Annotated in this window: 19 protein-coding genes; 4 read left to right on the forward strand and 15 right to left on the reverse strand. The window is 44.1% G+C overall.

The window, feature by feature from the left end:
• Nucleotides 1–16: 16 nt before the first annotated feature.
• The 15 genes from MUK70_RS15815 to MUK70_RS15885 form a co-directional block, all read right to left on the reverse strand.
• Entirely contained in the window at nucleotides 17–370 is a 354-nt protein-coding gene (locus MUK70_RS15815) for a PadR family transcriptional regulator (RefSeq protein ID WP_234606261.1), read from the reverse strand.
• A gap of 98 nt (nucleotides 371–468) precedes the next feature.
• Nucleotides 469–939, reverse strand: a complete 471-nt coding sequence (locus tag MUK70_RS15820) for an Lrp/AsnC ligand binding domain-containing protein (RefSeq protein WP_026630987.1) — start codon at nucleotides 937–939, stop codon at nucleotides 469–471.
• Nucleotides 940–1,392: 453 nt separating this feature from the next.
• Complete coding sequence (locus MUK70_RS15825; RefSeq protein WP_234653640.1) at nucleotides 1,393–4,266, reverse strand: PVC-type heme-binding CxxCH protein; 2,874 nt, start codon at nucleotides 4,264–4,266, stop codon at nucleotides 1,393–1,395.
• Nucleotides 4,267–4,456: 190 nt separating this feature from the next.
• The gene (locus tag MUK70_RS15830; RefSeq protein WP_234606257.1) at nucleotides 4,457–4,819 is read right to left on the reverse strand and encodes an iron chaperone; all 363 of its coding nucleotides are present in this window, start codon (nucleotides 4,817–4,819) and stop codon (nucleotides 4,457–4,459) included.
• 486 nt (nucleotides 4,820–5,305) lie between these two features.
• Nucleotides 5,306–5,515 carry a hypothetical protein gene (locus MUK70_RS15835; RefSeq protein WP_234653642.1) on the reverse strand — a complete coding sequence of 70 codons (210 nt, stop codon included), beginning with the start codon at nucleotides 5,513–5,515 and terminating at the stop codon, nucleotides 5,306–5,308.
• Nucleotides 5,516–5,944: 429 nt separating this feature from the next.
• Nucleotides 5,945–6,127 (reverse strand): hypothetical protein, encoded by a 183-nt coding sequence (locus tag MUK70_RS15840; protein ID WP_234653644.1) that lies wholly within the window; start codon nucleotides 6,125–6,127, stop codon nucleotides 5,945–5,947.
• 147 nt (nucleotides 6,128–6,274) lie between these two features.
• Nucleotides 6,275–6,889: a TetR/AcrR family transcriptional regulator gene (locus MUK70_RS15845; protein ID WP_234653645.1), complete on the reverse strand. Its 615-nt coding sequence runs from the start codon at nucleotides 6,887–6,889 to the stop codon at nucleotides 6,275–6,277.
• 298 nt (nucleotides 6,890–7,187) lie between these two features.
• Nucleotides 7,188–7,961 carry an SDR family NAD(P)-dependent oxidoreductase gene (locus MUK70_RS15850; protein ID WP_234653647.1) on the reverse strand — a complete coding sequence of 258 codons (774 nt, stop codon included), beginning with the start codon at nucleotides 7,959–7,961 and terminating at the stop codon, nucleotides 7,188–7,190.
• 72 nt (nucleotides 7,962–8,033) lie between these two features.
• A complete protein-coding gene (locus MUK70_RS15855; protein WP_234653648.1) occupies nucleotides 8,034–8,930 on the reverse strand; it encodes a 3-hydroxyacyl-CoA dehydrogenase in 897 nt (298 codons plus the stop codon).
• Between the two features lie 105 nt (nucleotides 8,931–9,035).
• Nucleotides 9,036–12,098: an efflux RND transporter permease subunit gene (locus MUK70_RS15860; protein WP_234653649.1), complete on the reverse strand. Its 3,063-nt coding sequence runs from the start codon at nucleotides 12,096–12,098 to the stop codon at nucleotides 9,036–9,038.
• Between the two features lie 10 nt (nucleotides 12,099–12,108).
• A complete protein-coding gene (locus tag MUK70_RS15865; RefSeq protein ID WP_234653650.1) occupies nucleotides 12,109–13,152 on the reverse strand; it encodes an efflux RND transporter periplasmic adaptor subunit in 1,044 nt (347 codons plus the stop codon).
• Nucleotides 13,153–13,169: 17 nt separating this feature from the next.
• The gene (locus MUK70_RS15870) at nucleotides 13,170–14,540 is read right to left on the reverse strand and encodes a TolC family protein (protein ID WP_234653651.1); all 1,371 of its coding nucleotides are present in this window, start codon (nucleotides 14,538–14,540) and stop codon (nucleotides 13,170–13,172) included.
• Nucleotides 14,541–14,670: 130 nt separating this feature from the next.
• Nucleotides 14,671–15,276, reverse strand: coding sequence for a TetR/AcrR family transcriptional regulator (locus tag MUK70_RS15875; RefSeq protein WP_234606248.1), 606 nt, complete (start codon nucleotides 15,274–15,276; stop codon nucleotides 14,671–14,673).
• A gap of 580 nt (nucleotides 15,277–15,856) precedes the next feature.
• Nucleotides 15,857–16,540 carry an NADPH-dependent F420 reductase gene (locus MUK70_RS15880; protein WP_234653652.1) on the reverse strand — a complete coding sequence of 228 codons (684 nt, stop codon included), beginning with the start codon at nucleotides 16,538–16,540 and terminating at the stop codon, nucleotides 15,857–15,859.
• Between the two features lie 105 nt (nucleotides 16,541–16,645).
• Nucleotides 16,646–16,894, reverse strand: a complete 249-nt coding sequence (locus tag MUK70_RS15885; RefSeq protein ID WP_234653653.1) for a hypothetical protein — start codon at nucleotides 16,892–16,894, stop codon at nucleotides 16,646–16,648.
• A 270-nt stretch (nucleotides 16,895–17,164) separates the two neighbouring features.
• Here MUK70_RS15885 and MUK70_RS15890 point away from each other — a divergent pair, with 270 nt between their 5' ends.
• From MUK70_RS15890 to MUK70_RS15905, 4 genes are all read left to right on the forward strand, one after another.
• The gene (locus MUK70_RS15890) at nucleotides 17,165–18,181 is read left to right on the forward strand and encodes an LLM class flavin-dependent oxidoreductase (protein ID WP_234653655.1); all 1,017 of its coding nucleotides are present in this window, start codon (nucleotides 17,165–17,167) and stop codon (nucleotides 18,179–18,181) included.
• A gap of 14 nt (nucleotides 18,182–18,195) precedes the next feature.
• Nucleotides 18,196–18,540, forward strand: a complete 345-nt coding sequence (locus tag MUK70_RS15895; RefSeq protein WP_234653656.1) for a winged helix-turn-helix transcriptional regulator — start codon at nucleotides 18,196–18,198, stop codon at nucleotides 18,538–18,540.
• A 1,293-nt stretch (nucleotides 18,541–19,833) separates the two neighbouring features.
• Nucleotides 19,834–23,040, forward strand: a complete 3,207-nt coding sequence (locus MUK70_RS15900; protein ID WP_234653658.1) for a SusC/RagA family TonB-linked outer membrane protein — start codon at nucleotides 19,834–19,836, stop codon at nucleotides 23,038–23,040.
• Between the two features lie 5 nt (nucleotides 23,041–23,045).
• Nucleotides 23,046–24,506, forward strand: coding sequence for a SusD/RagB family nutrient-binding outer membrane lipoprotein (locus MUK70_RS15905; protein WP_234653660.1), 1,461 nt, complete (start codon nucleotides 23,046–23,048; stop codon nucleotides 24,504–24,506).
• Nucleotides 24,507–24,584 lie beyond the last annotated feature (78 nt).

Genomic DNA, 24,584 nt, shown 5'->3' on the forward strand with positions numbered 1-24,584 from the left:
AGCCATGTAACAAGGTCTACTCAGTTGCCAAACTTTTTGGAGCCAGTAATAATCTCACTGCATCTATAAAACGTTCAAGGTCATTGGTTTTATTACGGGCAGCCTCATTTCCAGGGGTTGTCAGTGAATAATATTTCCTCAAACGGCCATCCACCTCGACCGACTCGGTTATCAGCATTCCTTCTTGTTCTAATTTATGCAAAACAGGATACAACGCACCGAATGTCAATGCGATAGCTCCGCCTGTCCTTTCTTTTACCTCCTGGGTTATCTCATATCCGTACATCCGTTCGTGCTCAGCCAATAGGTTCAATACTATGGTCTTCAATGTACCGCGTACGTACTCGTTACTCGTTGCGTTATTCTCCATGAGTCATTTTGTTTCTGAACAAATATATATAAGTTCTTTATATATACAATACAAAATTATGAGATTTATTTTTCCTTACAAATGATTGTCAAAAAATTTTAACTTTCAGCCAGCGGTATCGAGCGATTAATCCGTTCCTCGAGAGAAATAAAGGTTTCCGTGCGCTGGATGCCATTTACCTTCTGAATCTTATCGTGCAGGATCTCACGCAAATGCCCCGTATCGCGGCATACGATTTTCAAAAATATACTGTAAATGCCTGTGGTATAGTGGATATTGACAACCTCGGGAATGCCTTCCAGCTCTGTCGCAACTTGCTCGTACAAGGAACTCTTATCTAAGTAAATTCCTAAAAACGCGCTGATATCCCAGCCTAATTTAGCAGGGTCGATTACGAGTTGCGAGCCTTTGACAATGCCCATTTGTTCCAGCTTTTTCATGCGAACGTGTACGGTACCGCCGGACACAAACACTCTTTTACCGATCTCCGTATAAGGCAATGCCGCATTCTCAATTAACAGAGAAAGTATGCGCAAATCGGTGCTGTCTATATCTGAATATTTCTGCATTTACCCCAAATTGTTTGAATTTTTCATAATAAACCTATCTAATTTATAGAACAATTGTAAATTTTAACAATTTTAAATGAAAATATTTTATATTTAAGTTGAGAAGTTTTAGTTTTGCAAAACCAAAGTATGAGGTATCTTAATAAAATGCCTCTTACAATGAGAAATGTCACATTGTAGGGTGATGAAATTGGCAGCCATGCCCTCCTGTCTCGGGGGTGGTGAATAAGGGATAAACGCGGCATAATGCCGACGCAAGTCGACTGGGGTGGACCACCAACAGTATTTGTACCGTAGCTAACCGCACCGTGGGTGGTTCGAATCCCCCTCCTACAGCAAAAAAAACTTGACAAGCGAATATTTTCGTATTAGTTTTATTTGGTTTTTAGTTTGTTGATGAAGTGTAATTTGACACGCGGGTTCATTTTGAAACCTGCGTGTTTTTTTATACACCTACTTCTCCTCAAGTGCTTTTCCGATCAGCATTTGGCTTTCGTGATGCTCATGCGAGCCACTTTGACCCAGCTTTTGATTCAATTCCTTCAAAACCTTTTTAGAATCTTCGGTTCCAATCGCCGCAACGCGCTGAACAGTGTAAGCAAGGATTTTCGGCAATTTTGATTTTTCTGCCATTTGCAACGCGCGTTTCATATCTAATGGAGCCAAAGGTTCGGCCGCGTACCAGACCATTAATGGCAGGTTATGATCATCCTTATCCTGTTCTTTTTGCATTAATGCATCCACCACATCCCAACGTTGCGCGGGTTCCAGCCGAAGCATTCCCGATGCCAGATAAAGCCTTACCATGGCCGATTGGTCGTTCTGAGCCATTTCTACGAACTTTTTCAATGCTTCCGGCGAAACTTGTTTGTCTTCCGTAAGCAATTGAACCGACCAGCTTCTGATGTATTCGTTTTCATTTGACAGCAGATCCATCAAATCTTTGTCCTCCAAACCCTTTGTTACATGCAAGGTCCACAATGCACGCAGCTTGCGCGTTGCATCGGGGTTTTTAGCCAGGATTTCCTTTAATGCTTTGTGCACTTTTTTGTTTGCACCGCGTTCCTGCAGAATCGTGCGGGCTTGTCTTACGTAATAATCATTATCATTCAACTGATAATTAACCAGTTCCATGTCAGACGCCTTGGTAAGATCCACTTTCACCCATTTGTCGTTTTCATGTGTGATTTTGAAAATCCTTCCCATGGTTTTGTCATGAACATCGGGATTGGGACTATGACATTGGTTTTTATCATACCAGTCAATAGCCCAGACAGAACCACTCGCGTCGTATTTGAAATTCAGCCACTGCGACCAGGAATCATTCATGGCCATGAAATCCGGTCTGTGAGAAGCCACATAACCCGATCCCTTTTTCTCAAAATGATCAATGTTCATCCGTGCGCCATTGATGTTGTTCATAAAGATCTCGTTGCGATATTCTTTTGGCCAGCTATTGCCCAGATAAATCATCGCACCCGCATGAGCGTGTCCGCCACCTGCCGCCGCCGAGCGGAAATTGCCTGCGTGAGGACCACGTTCACCAAGCCAGTGCACGTGATCGCCAATGGTCTTGATATCATCATATGTGTATGGATTGAAGTGCTTTCCAGCCTGGCGCTGGTAACGCGCCCCCTGGATCACATGATACATATGCGGGATTACGCAAACCGTGATGAATGGGTGCCCATAATCATTAAAATCAATGCCCCAGGGATTACTTGAACCTTCTGCATAAACTTCAAATTTGTGCATTGTAGGGTGATACCGCCACACGCCGCCGTTGATTTTCGCCCGGCCCCCTTCGGGCGCACCCGGCTTTCCTACAACTGAATTGGTAAAAACGCCATGTGTTCCGTAAAGCCAGCCATCCGGCCCCCACCTGAAACTGTTTAGCACCTCATGCGTATCATCCAGGCCCCAGCCGTCGAGCAATATTTGCTCTGGCCCGGCTGGTTTGTCTGTCTTCGGATCAACGGGAATAAACAGCAAATTAGGCGCAGAGCCCAGCCAAACTCCCCCCATTCCCACTTCTATTCCGCTGATCAGGTTAAGATTTTCAGCAAAAACCTTCTTGCTATCCAATGTTCCGTCACCATTTGTGTCTTCCAGGATCAAAATCCTGTCCCTGCCCTGCCCTTCCGGCGCACGGACCGGATAAGTATGTCCCTCTACAACCCAAAGCCGACCTTTTGCATCGATTGTAAACGCGATCGGCTTTACAACTTCCGGCTCCGACGCAGCCAATGTTACTTTAAAACCTGCCGGGGGCGTCATAGCCGCCGCTGCTTTCTCACCTGAAAGCCCCGCGTTCAGAACAGGATCCAGTGGTGGAAGAATGATGATATCATTTTGCTTTAATTCGTTGGTAAACTCCGGGCGGCTGGGATAAAACAGGAATTCGTCGAAATTGATATGCGCCCATTTGTCATTGGCTATGTAAGGGATTTGTGATATACCCGTCTCATTATCAATAATCCTGATAAAAATTTCCTGGTTGAGATATCCCTTCAAATCTACGACAGCAGGCTGCAAAGTCGCCCGCCCCTGACCTGTAATATGATAAATAACGCTATCCGTTCCCGCCAAAACCAGCTCGACGCGCGTATCCAGCAACGCGCCACCGGAAACTTTGAATGCAGCGAAAGGTTGGCTTACCTTGAATGGCGCGGAGGTCAGTGTTCCGGTCAGCTTGTAATTTGTATTTCCACCGCTGCTCAGGAAATATTTTCCATCAAAACCAATCTTCATTTCTTTTTCATGCACCGGCGAAGGGTCTTCACTAAACAATGGATTTGCAAAAGCATCGCCGGTCGCCGTCCAGTCTTTCAATGTGCCTGTTTCAAAATTCAGGTTCAAAGGCTGACCGTCTTTCAGGGGCAATTGGCCTGCGACTGTTTTCTCACTAACTTCTCCTTCCACGACCTCGAAACTGCCCACCATCCCCGCGGCACGGTGGCCCGGCACCGAACAGAAATAGGTATCGCTTTGCGCTGCCACAAAATGAATGCTTGTACTCGATCCCTTTTCCAGGATTACCTTGCTCTTAATACCCAGCTTCTCAAGAGCGATATCATGTGTCATCAGCTCACCATTTGTGATTCTGATGCGGACCTTATCCCCTTTATTGGCTTTCAACGTGGGGTTGCGCGCACCGTCAGGTGCAAAAAAACCCAGCATCGTCGCTTCCAATGCATATTCCCGATCATATTTGGCGGTGTCCGCCTTGACTGCTGTGGCTTTTGGCTTCTGCGCTAAAATCTGCTCATGAGCACCTGTTATATAGACGTAAAGAAGCAGGATCAATAATCTTCGAAAGATGGACATAACCTTATGGATAGTGTATAAATATTCGTTTTTGAATTATGAAAAAAGCGTCAGATATAGCAGAATGCAGTTGAGTTAACCTGACTTAACGTGATTATCTTAAAACATTGGAGGAGGCGCTTAAAAAAAGAAAGCAATGCTGATATTATACTTATCAGCGAGCAAGCCGGAGAATATGAATGCAGGATTGTCAGGACTTGCTGTTTTCTTCAAGCCGCCATGTAACAATTTTTTCGATCAGTTCGAGCGGCATCCGCTTATCGAGCGGAAAATGGACGGAACCCTTTGTCCCTTTGTAGCCGGAAAGATCGTCTTTTAATGAAGCTGCGAGTGTCGCAGAAACCGGATACAATGCAATGTGTTTTTTCCAGGCCGCGAAATAAATCAGGTATGAACCGTTCAAATTGAATGTCGGCATATCATACGAAATGGTCTCCTCCGCGTCAGGAGCAACTTTTCGAACCGTTTCCCGAATTTCCTGCAATGCCTGCCGAACTTCCGGCGGGAAATTAGAAATGTATTCGTCGATTGTTTTGGGTTTTGTGGAAGGCATGTGTAAAGCTTATCTTCTCAAAAGATTAATCAGGAATCCGCAGTTGTAATATTTGTATAAATACCAATATTCTGCATCTGTCCGCTCAGTTTAAGGAAAACTAAGTTAGGAAAAAATCACTTCGATCTGCGGCTGCTCTCAACATTATCTTCTAGCTTCTTGCGGTCTGGTAATACGGCATTCGGGCGGGACTCGAACCCTCCATAAACGAAAAAGCTTAGATTTCTCTGAGCTTTCTGCAGTCTGGCGGGGCCGGCCTTCCGGCGGGACTCGAACATCGTCAAACAAAACAAATTATCGCACTCCGATACTTCGATTAATTCTCTATGTGTTCCCTAAGTTATTGATTTACTGTACAAACTGCAGGGGTTCGACTCCCGTTCCAGTTTGAGATGGGATTTTCATCACAAGAAAGTTTTCGATGCAATGCAATTTCAAAACTACCTTTCCGACTCATATAGTAGCCAGCGAGTCACCTATAAACAACTAAAAATCAAATGTCGCCTTCATTCGAATTTCCCATGGAGAAACGTTTGGATGATTAAGGTAATTAAAACGGCGTACGGCATCGACCCGAAAGAATTTAAAAAAATTGGAAACACCTGAGCTAGCTTCCATGTATGGAATGCTCCCCAGGGTATAAGTATAGGGAACGCCTTGTGAATCGACAGGAAACTGGTACAGCCTATTGTTCACGATTGGACTGTTTTGTGGTCTTGGACCACCCTACAACCCTTTGAATGAGACCGCTCCCCCAGTTTTAGCCTTTTTAACAGTGGTGTTTTATTGAAAATAAATTCGTTGAATGAATGAATGAATGATCGATGGTTGTGCTCACGTAATGGTCACTAACAAATTCCAGGACATTCCTTAGGTTAAAAGAATTGGCTTGATATGCATAGATCTGATTTGCCCGGTGAATTGTTAACAATGGGAATGGCACTTTTCCAAACAGGTACCCTATACTCCTAGGTTCTGCGTTTCCGAGCTGACGAGTTCTGCAGGATTGTTGCAGAAGGTAATTATGTCGTCGCTTTTCTAAATCTTCCCCGACCCAAAAAAATCGACCTCGTACTGACTTAATGCTGATTTGGAAGTAAGTACCTTTTCCTTTTTCCTGCCATTTTACCGATAGTCGGTCGTGGATGTTTTTAGAGCACCATCGATAAATTGGTTTTCGGTTCGCAGACTGGGATAGCCCAATTGCACATACCACGGTTCTTCATGATAATCTTCCAGGCCAATGTGCCCGGAGAATTCCCTCGTTACTTTGGCAGTGCCGAAGATCATATCCCAGATAAAAAACATATTCCCATAATGGTGATGAGTATTTCAATATTCTTATCTCAGGTAATTATCCGGAAGGGTTTGTCGACCATTCAGTAGATATTTATCATGATATAAATGGGTTTCCAATCAGAAAGCATTAATTATCGGACCCTTATATCCAGGTAGTTAAGCTTGCACACTGCTGATATAAACCTCCCAAGCCTGATAGATAAAATCAGTGGTTTGCCATTCGTCAGTAGCAATCACCGATAGCCGGTTGTTGATATTTAGCGATGTCAGTCCATGCAAAATTGCCCAGTATTGTAATAATGCCGTCTGTGGATCGGTATATTTAACCTCACCTGTTGATATACAATCAGTCATTATGCCCAGCATGAACGCATAAGTTTCTCGACAATTTTTAAAAGGCTGATCTTCTTGAACCCCTTCCATGGGCGAACGGAGTATAAACATCAGGTCATAATATTTTGGATACTTTAAACCAAAATCAATATAGGCCTTCCCGAATTTTTTCAGCCTTAGATATGGACTTTCCTGTACCTGGTTTGCACTTAAATATTTGAACAAAAAATCAAATGCAATTTTTTGCATGTCGTAGAGAATTCCATTTTTACTTTGATAATGAAGATAGATCGCTGTGGGACTATATTCTATCTTCTGGGCAATTTTACGAATCGTTGTGTTCTCCAAGCCTTCCTGTAAATATAAATCAAGAGCAGTGCCAAGAATCAACTTTCTTGTTGCGTTATGCTTTCTTACTTTACGTTCTGCTATTCCCATTCTGAACATTAATTACTGCGGATGCCCGTGACCTTTTGAAAGAGCGTTTAACCAGCAAATTATCAGCGCGACATTTGTTCTTGCACTGTTTATCTCTGGAGCGTGATAGCTGAGTATGATCAAAAATCTCCCAGTGTTGTGCAATTTTGCTGTTAAACATCCGGAACGTTCTGTATCCCACACCCCTCGGTTCCCTCGCCAGTGTCATCGCAAGCAGAGAGAATGCTTACGATGATCCTAATGTGGCAAATCACCAGCTCCCCAAAGTTGCAGCCCGGCTATTTTTATAATCTGCTTATTACCGTTGACTGGCCAAACCCTTCTTAATCTTCATCATAATACGATCAGGCACGAAGTTTGGAAGTTTAGAGTTAAACCAGTTTTGAAAACCCACTACTTTTTTCCCATTTCCCTTTAATAGATGGTCTACACCTTGTATTGCCACTTCTTTAGGGTGCATGGGTTTGGTTTTGTGAAGATTGGTAGATTGCATTTCGGTTGTCGTAAAGCCAGTATCTACCGTGCCTGGATATAGCGAGATAACGGTAACACCAGTCCCGTCCAATTCGGCATCAAGCGTTTCACTAAATGCCTTTACAAAAGCTTTGGTAGCAGAATAAACAGAAAAATAAGGCATTGGTAAAAATGAGACCACAGAGCCTACGTTCATGATCCGGCCAGACTTGCGGCTGACCATATCTTGTGCAAAAAGCTTGGTCAGTACCACCAGACTGGAAATATTCAACTGAATCATGCTCAATTCTTCTTCCAAAGACGTTTCTGTAAAATGGCCATAGTTGCCTACACCTGCATTGTTGACCAGGTGGGTTACTATAAACTTTGCCTGCTTCACTGCTTTATGAAGGCTTATTGCAGCATTTACATCAGATAGATCCGCAGCAAAATACTCAACTTTAATGCCATGTTTTTCTGTTAGCTCAGCTTGCATCTGCTGCAATTTGGATTCGGTCCGGGCCACCAATATCAGGTTCCATTTTTTCGCAGCCAATTGATCGGCCATCTCATAGCCAATACCGGATGAAGCCCCGGTGAGCAGTATGTATTCTTTCATGCTCAGTAAAATTTAGGTTAGTAATATTTGAATTTTGGGTGTCATCCTACCTGGTTACATTTAGATCAGGCACTATTTTAAAAAATCCACATCCTCATATGCCGGGTCTGGGTATGAGTAAAAACCTTCCCCCGTAGAAATACCCAGCTTGTTTTTAGCAATGAAGTTTTCTTTCAGAAAATCCCTCCTGTCTTTCCACAGCTGCTCGCCGGTCAGTTCTGCAAAGGATGTTGTCACATTATAGGCGGTGGTCATTCCTACAAGATCCGCCATCGCCATAGGCCCCAGATCCGCCCCCAGTGTTTTCATCCAGGTCTTGTCAATGGATGCGGCATCGGCAACACCATTTCGGTACAGGTCCAGACCTGCTATCAGCCAGGGCACTAAAAGTGAGTTCATCACATAGCCAGGCTGTTCTTTATAGATCGGTATGGTCAGCATGCCAATTGTTTTGGCGAATGCCACAACCTGCTCAAAAATTTCAGGATCAGTTGTAGCATGTCCCATAATTTCAGCCACATTGTTCTTCCACAGATAATTAGCAAAGTGCAGCGCCAGAAACCGGTTCGGCCTGCCGGTCTGAGCAGCAAACCGACTGGGCAGCAGCGTAGAGGAGTTGGTACAAAAAATGGTTTTTGCCGGAGCCAGTAGAGCAAGCCTGGTGTAAAAATCCTTTTTTATCTGAATGCTTTCTGGAATCGCTTCAATGGTCAGGTCCGCATCTTTCACTGATTCGGGCAGATCCGCTGTAAAATTTACCCTTAATACAGCGGCATCCAGATCAGCAGGGGCCGCTTTGATATCCTGCTGATAAAGCGCTTTAAACTGCTCAAGTTTTAACTTCGCATTTTCAAGTAGTTCTTCCTTGATATCAAACAATGTGACATCGTACCCGTGATAAGCAGTATGAAAAGCAATTTGGGCACCCAGTACCCCGGAGCCAAATACTGTGACATTTTTAATTTTCATTTTGATAAATTTAAAATATTTGTTTGATCAGGTTCTTTTGAGCGATTTTGACATGCCTGAAAAACAGGCTACTACATTTCCCTTCATCCGGTTTTGCAACGTTTGTCACTCATCATCCATATCATTATCAATGCTTGGCGGGATCAGCTTGTACATCACCGGGGTAACGATACGGGAAAGGATCGTTGAGGAGATCAATCCTCCGATCAGTACAATGGCAAGTGGTGCGATCTGCGGATTGGGATTCATCGCAATTGGGATCAGACCGCATATAGCTGTTATCGAAGTGAGCACCACGGGCAGGAACCTGGTTTCTCCGGCAATGCTGATCGCTTCCTCTATGCTTTTACCCTCTGCTCTGAGCTGATTGGTAAAGTCTACGAGCAGCAGCGAGTTTTTAACCTGTATACCGGAGAGACCAATGAAACCAATGATTGAAACAAGCGACATCGGGTTTCCGGTCATCAGCAAAAAGACCACCCCACCCAAAACGCCCAGTGGAATAATTGATAAAACGATGATGATTCCCTTGAAGGTTTTGAATTGTAACAGCAGCACGCCAATAAAAAGGAATGTGCTTAAAATGATCACTGAAAGGAAATTCCCGCCCAGCGCATCACCTTCTGATTCGGCCTCACCAGACAATTTGTAATAATAGCCCTTAGGCATTTTCAATTTGTTAAGCTGCGGTACGACATCTTTCAAAATATCGTTAGCCAGCATGTTATCCTTTGTCAGCGAAGTAACCTTTGCAAATCGCGACTTGTTGAAGTGGTTGATGGCCGTCGGCGAGGTCTCAAAACCGATACTCGCAATCTGATCTACCTGTACAGGCATACCCTGGATATTACTTACATAAAGGTTTTTTAATGCGTCCAGATTGGAGAACTTGTCGCGCGGAATGGTAATAACTACATTTCTGGCATCTCCCCTGTCATCAATGTAATCTCCGACATTCAGTCCGGCAACCGCCAATCTAATAACCTTGTCAATATCACTGGTCATCACGCCCAATGTCCTGGCTTTTTCCTTATCGATGCTGATTTTCACATCCGACTTATAGGTATTGAGCTCATTATTGATAAAAAAGGTGCCGGGGTGTTTGCGCAGGATCTCTTCCACTTTAAAGGTTAGCGCGCGCAGCGTATCCTGATTGTCCCCGAAAACCCGCACCACGATGTTGGCTTCAATCGGGGTACCCTGATCAAAATCTTTTACTTCTATTTTGGCGTAAGGGAAATCACTGAACTTCCCTCTAAGTCTTTTGATCAGTGCTGTTTTGGCATCCGGACTTGTTTCTTCCTCGAGCTGCACAAAAATCTGTGCAAAATCCGGTTTGATATCCTGCTGGTGAACATTGTAATAGATCTGCGGATTGCCTTTCCCCACATTAGAGGTATAGTAAGCGATTTCTCCATGTTTTTTCAGCTCCGTTTCCACCAGCCTCGTGGCCCTGTCACTTTCAGGGATGTTGGCTTGCAGGGGCATTTTAATATTGATCAGAAACATCGGTTTTTCTGAGGTAGGGAAAAGCTTGAACCCTGCCAGCGGGAACAGCAAAAACGCCAGTACGCTCAATACAAGCGAGATGCCTATTGTTACCTTCGGCCACTTTAAAGCTACCGGCATGATGCCCCGGTAAGAATAGGTCAGAAAGCCCTGCAATTTCCGCAGAAAATAATTACCCTCTCCGTGCGCATGGGTTTTCAGGATCTTGCTCCCGATAAAAGGTACCAGCGTCAGCGCTACGATCATTGATGCGAGCACACTGGTAATGATCGCCATCGGAAGACTCCGTATGAACTCGCCAGCCATATCAGGCAGGAAAGCCAACGGTAAAAATGCAATGACAAGCGTTGCGGTACAGCCCACAACGGCTGCCCCGATCTGCCGGGTGCCTTTTAAGACCGCATCCTTTCTGGAATGCCCTTCCCTGAGCCACCTTTCGATGTTTTCAACCACTACAATGCTATCGTCAACCAAAAGGCCTAGCGCTACCACCAGCCCCACGATACTAAGCTGATTAAGCGAGTAGCCTAAAAGGTTCATCGCGATAAGCCCCAGGGCGAGCGAGAGTGGAATGGAGATCATCACGATCAATGAGGGCCTGAAACCCAAAGGCAGCAGCGTAACAATCACAAGCAGGATGGCCAGTCCGAAGTCGAATCCGAGGTGCCCCAGCCGTTTGGAAACCATATCGGCCTGGTCAAAGTTTTTGACCATTTTAATATTCGCAGGCAGTATTTCGCTGAATTCTTCCAGTACAGGTGTGTACTGTCCTTTAACCTGACTGATGTCGACATCGTTTTTCATTGCGGCCGTGACCAGAATACAGCGCTGACCGTTGATGCGGGTGATGTGGCTAACTGTGCCATCTTTATAGCTCACGCTGGCAACATCTTTGAGGTATACTATTTTTCCGTTGGCGTTGTAGATGACCGTGTTTGCAACATCTTCCGCATTTTTAAATTTCCCACTGGTTTTCACATTAAAAACCTTGCTGTCCATATGGATACTTCCTCCCGGAATGTCTGCCGCTTCACTTTGCAAACTACCTGCGACCAGGTTTATCGGTATTTTCAGCTGTGTGAGCTTATCCAGTTGCAAATCAATACGTATCTCCTGTTCTGGCATTCCTGTGTATTTCACCTCTCGCAGGTTGGTGATCTTTTCCAGTTTGGTTTTCAGAATATCCGCATTGTCCCTCAATGTTTTTGATGAAGCCGTATTGGATATGAGTGCGACCTGAATGATTTTCACATCGGACGAGGCGATTTTTTCAGTCTTGATCTGATAAATTTCCTTGGGAAGCTCGCTATTTTTCAAAGCGTTTATTTCCGTGGAAATTTCCTGATACTTGTTATCCACATCAACGCCATACTTGAACTTGATTTGGATGGCGGCCACTCCGTCTTCGACCGTGGTCAGGATCTTGTCGATGTTTTCCAGACCGTAAATTTTATTTTCGATGGGTTTAACAACCTGTTCTTCCATGTCCTTGGGGCTGGTGCCAGGGTAAATTACTGTGACCAGATATTGTGGTGGATGGGTCGTGGGGTCTTCTGAGCGTGGCATGGTAAGCAGCGTCAGCACGCCGACAACAGCAACCAGAAGGAAAATAATCAGGGTGAACTGATAATTTTTAACAGCGAAACTGGTAATTTTCATTGCTTTGAGATTACTGTATTACTTTGATGGTTGATTCTTCGTTCAGATAGGCACTATTGGAAATAACCACCTGGTCGCTCGGCTTGAGCCCCTCTTTCAGATACACCGTTTTGTTGTCGAAACTGGCAATGTCAATTGGCACCTTCTTTACTTTTCCCGGGCCATTTAAAATGAATGCGTATGCCGTGTATCCGTCCGCTTCCACCAACGCATCATAGGGAATGCTCATTACATGCTGCGCTTTTCCGGTAGCGATCTGCGCTTTGCCAAACATGCCCACGGCAGGTTTGATGTCTGTTAATTTCAATTTTAATTCCACCTGAAAAGAGGCCGCGGCCGCATCAGCGGTTTGAGACTTACGAAATACGAAGGCATCAATCGGTTTGTCCGGGTAGCCGTCCAGGATAACCGTTGCTTTTTGTCCAGCGGACACAGCGGCCCACTCCTTATCGGTAAGTCCTACCCGCAAAAGAAAGCTTTTGTCCTGTTTGGTCTCGTTGATGACAAGTACCGGGCTACCCGGCGCGATCACCTCTCCTTCCGAGGCCAGCCGCTTGGCGACAAAACCATCGGACGCGGCGTAAATCCGGGAATACTGCTCGTTGAAGGATACGGTCTCATCCCCTTTTTTGGCGATATCTAAAAGCGTTTTGGTATTCTGCAACTGTTCTTTGGTGTACACACTGTCGCGGTAAAGGTTCACCGCCCGGTCATAGTCGCGCTGCGCTTTTTCTACATTCAGATTCGACTGGCTCAACCCCGCTGCAATCTCTGTGGCGTTCAAAACGGCCAATAGCTGCCCTTTTTTGAAAGATTGTCCTTCCTCGACCAGAATGCGGCTGATCACCCCTCCTATTTTAAAGCCATACTTTGCTTCATGTTCTGTGCTGACAAGACCTGTTGCATTGATGTTCCCCGAAACGTCAAGTGAGCTGACCACTGAAACTTTTACAGGAATTGCTTCCCTGTCATCGAAATGAACTTCCTCTTTGGGTGTCTGTTTGCAGGCCAGAAAGGCCGCAGTTCCCAAAATCAGTAATGGTATCGTTTTCATATATTCTATTTTTTTGATTATTGAAATGTAAAACTGGCATTGGCGCGCTCGATCGAAGCCTGGGTAATCCAGATGTCGAACAGCGCAATATTGGCATCCAGACGGGCATTGATCAGCTGGTTTTGCGCATCGAGCAGTTCAATGTAAATCGCCACACCTTCCCTATATAATTTCAGCTCGTCGTTGTAGTAGGTTTGGGCTGTTTTAAGCTGTGACTGGGCGGATTGGTACTGGGCTATCGCAGTCTGCATCTGGTTTTGACGGACCTTTAACTCTGTAAATAGCTGCTTTTCTATGTAATCAGTCTGAGCCGAAATGCTTTTCTGTTCAGCGGCCGCCTTTTTGATTTTATAATTATTTTTTCCAAAAGCAAACAGGTCCCAGTCCAGCGACACACCCCAGAAATAGTAGCGGCTTTTATTATTGAAATTCCAATCAAATGACTGCGAACCCAGGTCTATAAACGTTCCTACTCTGGGGATGATGTAGGACTTGGCAAGACCAGTCAGGTTGGTATTGATTCCTTGTGAAATTTTGAGTTTGTAGAGCTCTTCCCTGCCTGCCACATCGCCAGCCAGCAGCGTACCAAATTCGGGCAGACTGGTAATGGAGTCAACCTGTACACTATCAGTAAGCGGCCGGTTAAGCAGAAAATTGAAATAGTAACGGGCGGATTCTTTGGTTTTGATGGCTGCCGTCAGCGACGCATTGATCTTGGTTACTTCATTGGCACTGCGGATTACCCCGGTGCGGTTCACCTTCTCATTGTCAAACAGCACCTGATTGATCCGCTTGCCCTCCTGTACCAGACCCAGTGAAGATTCGTAGATCTGCACGGCATTAACCGCCTTGGCATACTGGTAGTAAGCGGTTTTAATCTCTTTAACCAGTTCGCGTTTATAAACGAGTATCTCCGCTTTTTGCAGATCTACCTGCTGGCCTTTGATACGCTTGTTGTAAACCAGTTCGGCATTGATCAGAGGCAACGTGGTCCGGAATTTTGCATCATAAAAATTGTCGGGGAAAAGCTGAATACTCTGGTTTTGCAAATTTGGAAAGGCGTTGGTGCTGGTCAGCTGGTTGAGTGTGGAATAAACACCATTTAACAGATCACCGGTCGGGAAATCGATCGTTCGTCCGCCGCTTGCCTTGTTGTAAGTTGCAGAAAATGACACGCTGGGCAGAAACATGGTTTTGGCTTCTGCCAGGGCCAGCACGTTTCTTTCGAAGAGAAAATTTTGCTGTTTGATGCTCTGGTTTGACCCAAGCCCTTCGGTGATGTAATCATGGAGCCTGCCCTGTCCCTGAGATGGGTAGGCCAGCATGGCAAGCATTGGAAACGACAGCGCCGCTTTCCAAACATTAGATTTTTTTAGCAAATTATTCACTGTGATAATTTTAAACACTGTTTAATTAATATTTAAAAGAATAGGCCAAATCATTCAGAATGAAATCATCCTGTTACAACCGGCCTTACATCAACGCGTACTCTTTCTGAAAAAAATTTTAAGTCCTGATCTATTTTGATTCTATCAAGGCAATAAAGGTTTCATATCCGTGCAGCATCAGCTCTTCACTTGATTTTTCAAAGAACCCCGACATCCGGTCTTTGCAGTACAGTGAACAAATACCATGTACCAAAGACAGTGTCATCAGTGTGAAATACTTGTTATTGAGCCCCTGGAACCTTCCCTGATCCTGGCACTGCTGGATCACGCCCGACAAGTGCTCAATCGCTTCCTGCGCAATCTGAAACCCCTCCCCTTCTGATTTACCCGTATCACTGACCAGAAACATCAGATTGTAATAATCGGTGTGTTTTTGTGCAAAGCGGATGAATACCAAACCAAGCGCTTTATAGCGTTCATAGGGATCCTGGATGCTATCCAAAGCTTTCATCTGGCTTAAAAACAACCGGAACCCTTCTTTATGAAGCTCATGAAAAATCTTACTCTTATCTTTAAAATAGAAATAGATGGAACCCGGACTATAATTGATCTCACTGGCAATGTTGCGGATACTGGTCTGTTCGTAGCCCTTTTCAAGAAAAATCTTACGCGCACTGTCCAAAATCTTCTTGTGCATTTCTATCTTTTCCTGCTCTTTCCTCTTCGATATAGACATGTCAAACTCATTTGATATGCAAATCTATTAAACAGTGTTCAATAAAAAAACTTTTCTGTGAAATTCTTTGAACAGTGTTCAAAGAATTTCACAGAACTAGGGATTCTATGGCCCTCTTGTCATCAATTGTAAACCCGCCCCAATGCTAATAATGTGCCATCAGTACCAAGTTGCGGTTGATGCCTCCGATATGATTGGCACCCACTTATTGCTTGTGCCAGTATGCAGGAGGCCGATTATGTGACCAAAGGCATGCGCCAATACCCGTTTTTTCTGGGTGGGCGTATAAAGTCAGCATTGGTGTTTGTTGTCAGGTTTTCGCCACCAACGCCCTCTATCGTGGGCTTTGGTGGGCGCACAGCCAAGTAATTTCATCATTGACTTTTTTAGAAAAAGCCATCGTGGGATATAGTCCGCCCTATACTTTGCACGCAGCACGCAGCAGACTGCACATTCATATGTAGCCAAACCATCCGTTTCCCTTACTAAAATTCATAAAATACTTCGTTAACAGAGCTACGATCGTTTTTTCGAATAACTCTTATGAATGATGCTCGACAGCTCAGGACTAACCCGACCATTAAAGATATGGACGCGCCATTTCGTCTGCATGTGCAAGGTTAGCCGCGCGCTTACTTATGTCGGCATCGGCCAAGGCAGATTTTAACGCATCTTTATCCAGGTCCCGGCAATATGCGGGCTCACCCGGTTGCTGCCTCCACGACTTAGACAGTAAGCCTGCATCGATGGCATCGAAGCCAATCTGATCGATGAGATCCATAACCACCTGCTTTTCCTGCTCATCATTACCGGCAACAGATATCGCAATCCGGTCCGCGCTTCCGGCCACAACAGCCTTTGAAGCTAAGCTTGGGGCAACGATATTATTAAAAGCCTTGATTACTGGGTGCCCTATCACTTTTGCCACCCATTCACTATCCGTTAATCCGCTTTCGATATCAGTGTTTCGGCCATCGCGCGAGGGATAATAGTTGCCCGCGTCGACAATAATGGCCCTTGACGCTGCAAGAATGGATATTGGAAGATCGGGGATTGCCTTCTCAGGAATAGCAATAATAACAAGATCTTCGGCGCCCGCAGCTTGTTCCGTAGTTGCCGGAATTGCGCCGGTTTTTGCGGCAAGCTCGCTTATCGAGCCAGGTCCGCGAGAGTTGGCAATCATAACCTGGTGCCCAAGATTTGTGAGGTATCCGGCAAGGGCGCTACCAATATTGCCCGATCCAATAATTCCTATATTCATCATGATCTGTTTTAATTAGTTTATTGATTTACTTAATTTAAAATCTTCTGTGTACAGCTGATTAGTTTGATAATCCGTAGCTTGAAATCACGATCTGCACAAGTAACCTTATATAAAAGATTTGAGCTGGCTTGCGATTTTACTGCTTAAATCACTTAGCCTTTCTTCCGGCCCTGCTATCGGTTTGTTATAATTTTTCTCGCCACCACTACAATCGCCTCCATCAATGGTCTGATCTTTATTGAATAAGCACTTATCCCAAAACCAATTCTGATAAGGCAAGCCCAACTGATCACGAAGTGTTAAACCATCGTAAACCTTATCGGTATCAATCTTTTTTATTTCTCTTTCGATCAAGCAAATAAAGATACACCACCATCTCTTTCACTTGGATAGCGCTTTCCCAAAGGAAAGTGAAATAGGGTTTCGGGCCAACCGAAAACTACTTTCTTTTAGGAAAGTACTATCTTTTGGTAACTAAGTTTTGTCTAATTTTGCTTTATACATTTCCTGTTGAATGGCTGGTCCAAAAGGAACAATAATGAACTGGCAAGACCATTGTTCAGAAAAATTTAAAAAAACGCTGTTTTAGATCCGCATTTAGAATAGTCCATTATAATTCTTAAAATGAAAAATAACATAAAATATTCCATACTGGAACTAGCAACGGTATCGCAAGGTACCACTGTAAAAGAAACTTTAAATAATACATTGGCATTGGCCCAAGTGGCCGAAGAGAACGGGTACGAAAGGTATTGGTTTGCCGAACACCATAATTCAGACACAGTGGCAAGCTCGGCAACCGCCGTTTTGATCGGTTATGTGGCAGAAAATACCAAACGCATCAGAGTGGGTTCCGGCGGGGTAATGTTGCCCAACCATTCGCCCTTGATTGTGGCAGAACAGTTTGGAACATTGGCACAGTTGTATCCCAACCGAATCGATCTGGGCTTAGGCAGGGCCACCGGAACTGATACGGCAACTGCACAAGCCATCCGGTCGGACTCCTTCAAGGCGGCACATTCTTTCCCTGAGGAGATTAAGAAAATACAGACTTACTTCTCGCCTGCTAACAGATCTTCGAAAGTCAGGGTCTCCATGGCGGAAGGTACAGATGTTCCGATATACATATTGGGTTCGAGTACCGACAGTGCGCATTTGGCTGCCAAAAAAGGTTTGCCGTATGCTTTTGCCAGCCACTTTGCTTCTACACATTTGTACAATGCGCTGCGCATTTACGAGCAGGAATTTCAATCCTCGGAATTTCTAAGTGCTCCTTACACCATTGCGGGCATCAACATAATTATGGCGGACACCAATGAGGAAGCGGAAAAAATATTCACTTCACTGATCGGGATGTTTTACGGAATGATGACGGGCAATATGCAAACGGTGCAACCACCATCTGAAATGACAGAAGAATGGAGGCAAATCTTCAATCATCCGAGTGTGCACCAAATGCTGAGATTTTCTTTTGTAGGCGATAAAAAAACCGTAAAAAAGCAAATTATCGCCTTTTTGGACGACACGAATGTGGATGAACTGATTGCCGTTTCCACCATGTATGCTACCGAAGACCGCATTAAATCGGCCCAATTGTTTGCCGAAGTGATGAAGGAAATTAACGTAAATTCACGGGCTTGATAAAAGAAAGAACTATGGCACAGAAGAAAATACATTGCGACTGTCTTGCTACCATTAAACCCGTACGCGACACACTGGATGTGATTAACGGAAAATGGAAATTACCAATTATCATTTCCATTGGTGTGGGAAACGACCGTTTTACGGACATTCAGGAAAGTATCCCAGGCATTACGCCCAAGGTTTTGGCCAAGGAACTTAAAGACCTTGAACAGCATAAATTGATAAACAGGCTCATTATTGACGATTATCCGGTCAAAATTTCTTATAAACTGGAAAAATATGCAGATACACTGACGCCAATCATTTATGCACTCAAAGACTGGGGTTTGAACCACAAGAAAGTGGTAACCCAATGACTGGTGACGTTATATACATGCTTGCAAATAATGATACTAAGCGGGGGTTAAGAACACGATCAATATTGATTTCCTTGTCTGCCTTGAATGACAGGACCAACGGAGTTAGTTATCCTGCAATTGGCAGTATGCATATTTCTGATTCTCAGGCAAATTTCGACACGGTATTTAGTAATAGAGAAGCGCAAACCCAAAAGCACACCTTTCAGTTTTAACTGCTGGTTGCCGGTCAACCATTCAGGTAGATCAATAAAGAAAAAAGGTAGGGTATATAATTTGTTCGCGGGTTTGTTATTCTATCCGTTCCCATCTTTTTCTCGTTGTTGGTTTTAATCTTGCCTTCTTTGTTGCGCACTGGTTTTCTGAATCAAAGGATGCTAGTGACGCATAAATAACAAATTGCTCTCATCTCAGTTTGTTACCCCCTTTCTTATTATCATCAGCTCAACCTTTGAGGTCGATCTCCAATACATTCATCGTTTTGTTGGCTGTACTTTTCAAAAAAGTAACATATTATTTTCATGGATCAGCTGCCTTTTGGCACTATGTGCGTCCGAATTTGGGATGTTGTACCTGACCACAGCGCGGGATTCCAGGTCCACTTTCGCAAAAAACAGTGATCATTGGCGACGTCGCACCAGCCCTTTATTTTGGTATTATCAAGCAAAATGGCCAATAGCCGACTTGCCGCCCAAATAGTCCGGGTGTAAAATGTTGGCGGGTGCCCCCGTGGCTTCCTAACTTGATTCGAAGAACAACGTATAATAGGAGGCGACACAGACTTTCTGAGAAGACACGCCTACTCTCCAAACAAAAACCAAAGAAGTTGGTAAGGGACTGTAAAACACACAAGTTCTGATATTATCAGCGCATAAGGATAAGTAAAGGTCGCACAATGGATTAATTTGACATTTATCAAAAATTCCATATAAATCACTGCATAATACACATTACACAAAATATCTTTATTGCGAAGTTAATATTGGTAAACTATTCAGCAATTCATAAGAAGATATTATTCTGTGTGAAAAGTAATTTTACAAATAGAATTACGATCATCCTTTTCTGACTAATTGGTACATCTAAACCTATTATACATAGAAGTAATCAAGACAAAAAGACTTCTGACTTGACAAAAAATTGATTCTGAATTTTCACAAACCTATCTACTTTAATATGAACAAACCTATCTTAATGATGGCAATGCGTGCCTTTCTGGTGACTTGCATTGCATTTTTTTGCCTACCGTCCGAACATACTGCCAGGGCAAAAAGCATAACGCCATTTTCACAAATGGCTGACATAGAAATTTCCGGGGTCATTATTTCCAAAGATGATGGCAGCCCACTTCCGGGAGCATCTGTTATTGTAAAAGGTGCAGCCAACAATGGTACAACCACCGACGGAGAAGGCCGGTTTAAGTTAACCGTGGCCGAAAACAGCACGCTGATCATTAGTTTTATCGGTTATCTGTCTCAGGAAACACAAGTTGCCGGAAAAGGCATCATTAATATCGCGCTCGTAGCGGACAGCAGGATTCTGACTGAAATAGTTGTAACCGCTTTGGGTGTTACGAGAGAAAAAAAGTCACTGGGTTATGCCATTCAGGAATTGAAAGGCAGCGAACTTGTTAAAAGCAACGAACAAAATGTACTCAATTCTCTTTCGGGTAAAGTGGCCGGGGTACAGATAACAGCGGGAAGCGGTGCAATCGGATCGGGTTCCAGAATTGTTCTTCGTGGTAATAACTCATTTGGCAATAACCAGCCGCTATTCGTTGTAGATGGTGTTCCCGTAAGTAATTTTTCAACCAATACAACTTCTGGCGGAGGAGTGGATTATGGTAATGCCATTGCTGAAATTGATCCGAATAATATCGCTTCCATGTCAGTACTGAAAGGAGCAAATGCTGCTGCTTTATACGGTTATCAGGCTGCAAATGGTGTAATTCTGATTACCACTAAAAATGGCAAAGGCTCAGGAAAAGGCACTTCCATTTCTTATTCTGGTGGCTTCTCTTATGAAAAACCTTACATCCTGCCAAAATACCAGAACCAGTACGGACAGGGTGTTTATGGTGAAGAATATATGTGGAAAAAGAAAAACGACGGTTCCACTTATCAGGATTACGCTACTTCAACAGGATTCTCTTATCTGGACGGACTCGGAAATGGTATCAACGACGGAGTTGACGAAAGCTGGGGACCAAGGTTGGACGCCGGTTTGCTGATTCCTCAATATAACAGTCCGCTGGACGCAAATGGCAATCGTACTGCAACGCCCTGGGTTTCAAATCCTAATAATGTAAAAGACTTTTTCCAGACCGGTTATACGATTGATAATTCGGTAGCTGTGTCTTCCAGTTCTGAAAATGGTGATACGCGTTTGTCTTTTGGTCAGCAAAAACAGATTGGTACTATACCTAATACAGATCAGAAACGGTATACAATCCAGCTGAATACGACGCAGAATTTGACAAAAAGATTAAAAACCAATGCCCTGGTAAATTATGTAAGAACTGCCAACGACAACCTGGTAGGACAAGGATATCATGCAAATAACCCTATGCAATCTCTCGGAGGGTGGTTTGGCCGCCAGGTGGATATGAAAGATTTGAAGGAACATTACAATGATACTTTCGCAGACGGAATGCCTTATAACTGGAACAACAATTTCCATGACAACCCGTATTTCAATGTAAACAATAATACACATTCACGTTACAAAGACCGTGTATTTGGCAATGTGAGTGCAACTTACCGGTTTCATGAGTGGTTTAGTGCCATGGCCAGAATCGGTACAGACTGGTCGGCTGAGCAACGCAAGGAAATAACGCTCAACAAATCCAACGAAACGCTGACAAGTATGGCGGACAAAACGTGGGGCGGCGGCAAATTCACTGAATCGAAGTATAACATCAATGAGATCAATGCGGACCTGATATTAACCGGTCATGGCAATATCTCAAAAGACCTTACATTAAGTTACACAGCAGGAGCCAATTACCGGAATTATTCCTACAATTTCAGCTCACTTGGTGCCGCGCAACTTACTGTTCCTGATCTGTTCAATATCAAGAATGCCAAAGGAAGTCCGACAACGGATATGACTACGAATAAGTTGAGAACAAATAGTGTTTATGGACAAGCATCCCTGGGATTTAAGGATTATCTCTATCTAGACGTCACTGCCCGTAATGACTGGAGTTCAACATTGCCAAAAGGCAACTGGTCTTATTTTTATCCTTCGGCGAGTCTGAGCTGGGTTTTCACCAATGTAATTCCGGTTAATCCCGACATCCTGAGCTTTGGTAAACTGCGCGCAAGCTGGGCAAGTGTAGGAAATGGTGGCAGCCCTTATCAGCTGCAATCGTCTTACAATGCCAATGCAACCGCTTTTGATGGTGTAACGCTTTACAGTATTTCAAGCACGTTGCCTCCGCTTAACCTGAAACCGGAAAAAGCAAAAAGTACAGAAGTTGGTTTGGAACTGCAGTTCTTAAACCGCCGAATCGGACTGGATGCAACGTACTACAATAAAATCACGACCAACCAGATCATGCAGGTGAATATTTCCGGAGCATCGGGATACAGCACCATGCAGCTGAATGCGGGAGAAATCCAGAACAAAGGAATTGAACTGCAATTGAACGCAGGCATTATCAGCAATTCGGGTGGCTTCAACTGGGATTTGAGCGTAAACTGGGCCAAGAACAAAAGTATGGTGAATAAACTATACGAAGACCCTACAACCGGCCAGAAACTGGAAGCTTATACGATCACATCCGTTTGGGGGCTTACTGTGGATGCGGTTCCGGGAGAGGCTTACGGTGTAATGAGAGGTTCTTCCTTTGCAAGAGATGCTTCAACGGGAGCAATCATTGTCGGAAGCAATGGATTGCCAACTTACAATTCTACCCCAACTGCAGTAGGTAATGTAATGCCCGACTGGGTAGGTGGTGTTACCAATAATTTTACTTACAAAAATTTCAATTTCAGCTTCCTGCTGGATATGAGAAAAGGCGGTGATGTGTTTAGTGTGACGCAATGGTTTGGCTTACAGTCTGGTGTGACAGCTCCAACAGTTGAAGGCGGAATTCGTGAAAACGGGCTTATTGTTGGGCAGGACGTTTTGAAAGACGAAAAAGTTACAATGGCTGATGGGACACCTAATACAATCCGCATTGGTGCGAGAGATTATTTCCAAAGCCTTTGGGGTGGAAGAGAAACGGCTATCGTCGACGGAAGTTTCGTGAAACTACGCCAGATCGAATTCGGTTATCAGCTGCCGTCTGCTTTTACATTAAAATACCCTTGGCTTAAAGGAGCCGGCATTTCTTTGTTTGCCCGCAACATAGCCTTACTGTATACCAGCAAAAGCAATGTAGCAAACATCGATCCGGAAACAGGATTTGGTGTAGGAAATGACGGGTTAGGAATCGAACAATACCAGATTCCTTCCAACAGAAGCATAGGTGTAAAATTAAATTTGAAATTCTGATCATTATGAAAAATATAAAATCTTATTTCCTGATCATTCTTCTGCTGGTATTTACCGGACAAGCCTGTACCAGCGATTTTGAAGAAATAAATACAAATCCCAACAATCCCGTTGAAGCACCTATTACAAACGTGCTTGGTTATGTGCTGGAAGATTTCGCTCTCTATTATTTCGGACCGCTCGGAGATATGAGTGAGCCATCATCTTACAGCGGCCAGCTTGGGAAATTACAATACATTGATGACGCGAAGTATGTATTTACTTCAACGAATATCAATACATTATGGACTGTTGTTTATCGTGACCTGAAAAACGCCCAGGCCATTATTGACCAGGCAGACAAAACAGGTTCTACGAACATGAAAGCAGTGGGGCTCACCATGCAGGCTTATATTTTGCAGGTAGCCACAGACCGCTGGAGAGATATTCCTTTTACCGAAGCTTTTAAAGGTGACGCTGGTTTTATCACACCAAAATATGACACGCAGGAAACAATTTATCCGGCTATCATTTCACAATTAAAAACGGCAGCAGATCTGTTCGCAACAGGAGGAACGGACGTATTGGGAGAAGGAGACTTGCTGTACGGAGGTGACGTAAAAAAATGGCAGAAATTCTGTAATTCTCTTCGTTTGCGGGTTGCAATCCGTATATCAAACGTGAGCCCTGCCACTGCCAAGCCGGTAATTGAAGAAATCGCTTCCTCGGCTACCACTTATCCTGTACTGGCCAGCAACGCCGATAATGCGATGTTAAAATGGTCGGGATCAAGCCCATATATTGAACCGTGGAACAACAATTTTATGACACGTGACGATCATGGCCCGAGTAATATATTGATCACTAAACTGAAAGAACTGGGCGATCCAAGAATAGCAGTTTATGCCAAACCGGCACCAAGTGATGGCCAGTACAGAGGTGTTGAAGTGGGCCCTGCTACTTCTCCGATCATTTCCCTTTATTCCCGTATTGGCACTAAGTTCCGTGAAGATGCAACCGGCTTTTCTCCCTTCATGCGATATAGCGAAGTGCTTTTCATTATGGCAGAAGCAGCACAAAAAGGATGGAATGTAGGCGCAAGTACTGCCGAAACCTTATACAAAGCTGGTGTAACCGCTTCGCTGAATGAAAACGGCATTACAGACGGTAAGGTTATCAGTACGTACCTGGCAGGTTCAGGAGTAAAATGGGACAATACCACCAGCAAACTGCACACGCAAAAATGGCTTTCGTTATTTAAAAACGGACAGGAAGCATGGGCAGAATCGAGACGTACAGATGTGCCATTATTAGCTGCTGCTACCGGATCTCCTTTCCTAGGGCATACGCGCCCACCGTTCCGTTATCCATATCCACCAACAGAAACAACGCTTAATTCAGCCAATAGCGCATCGTTTATCGCTGAAATCAATGACAATTTCTGGGGAAAGAAAATGTGGTGGGATACACGTACGGGTGTTAATTAAGGAATAATTTTTTAGGATAAATTTAACGTAAAAAGGAGACTGGCTTGGGTTTTAACCTGTCGATAGTCTCCTTTTTAT

It is taken from the genome of Dyadobacter chenwenxiniae (assembly GCF_022869785.1).
GTDB classification, from domain to species: Bacteria; Bacteroidota; Bacteroidia; order Cytophagales; family Spirosomataceae; genus Dyadobacter; species Dyadobacter chenwenxiniae.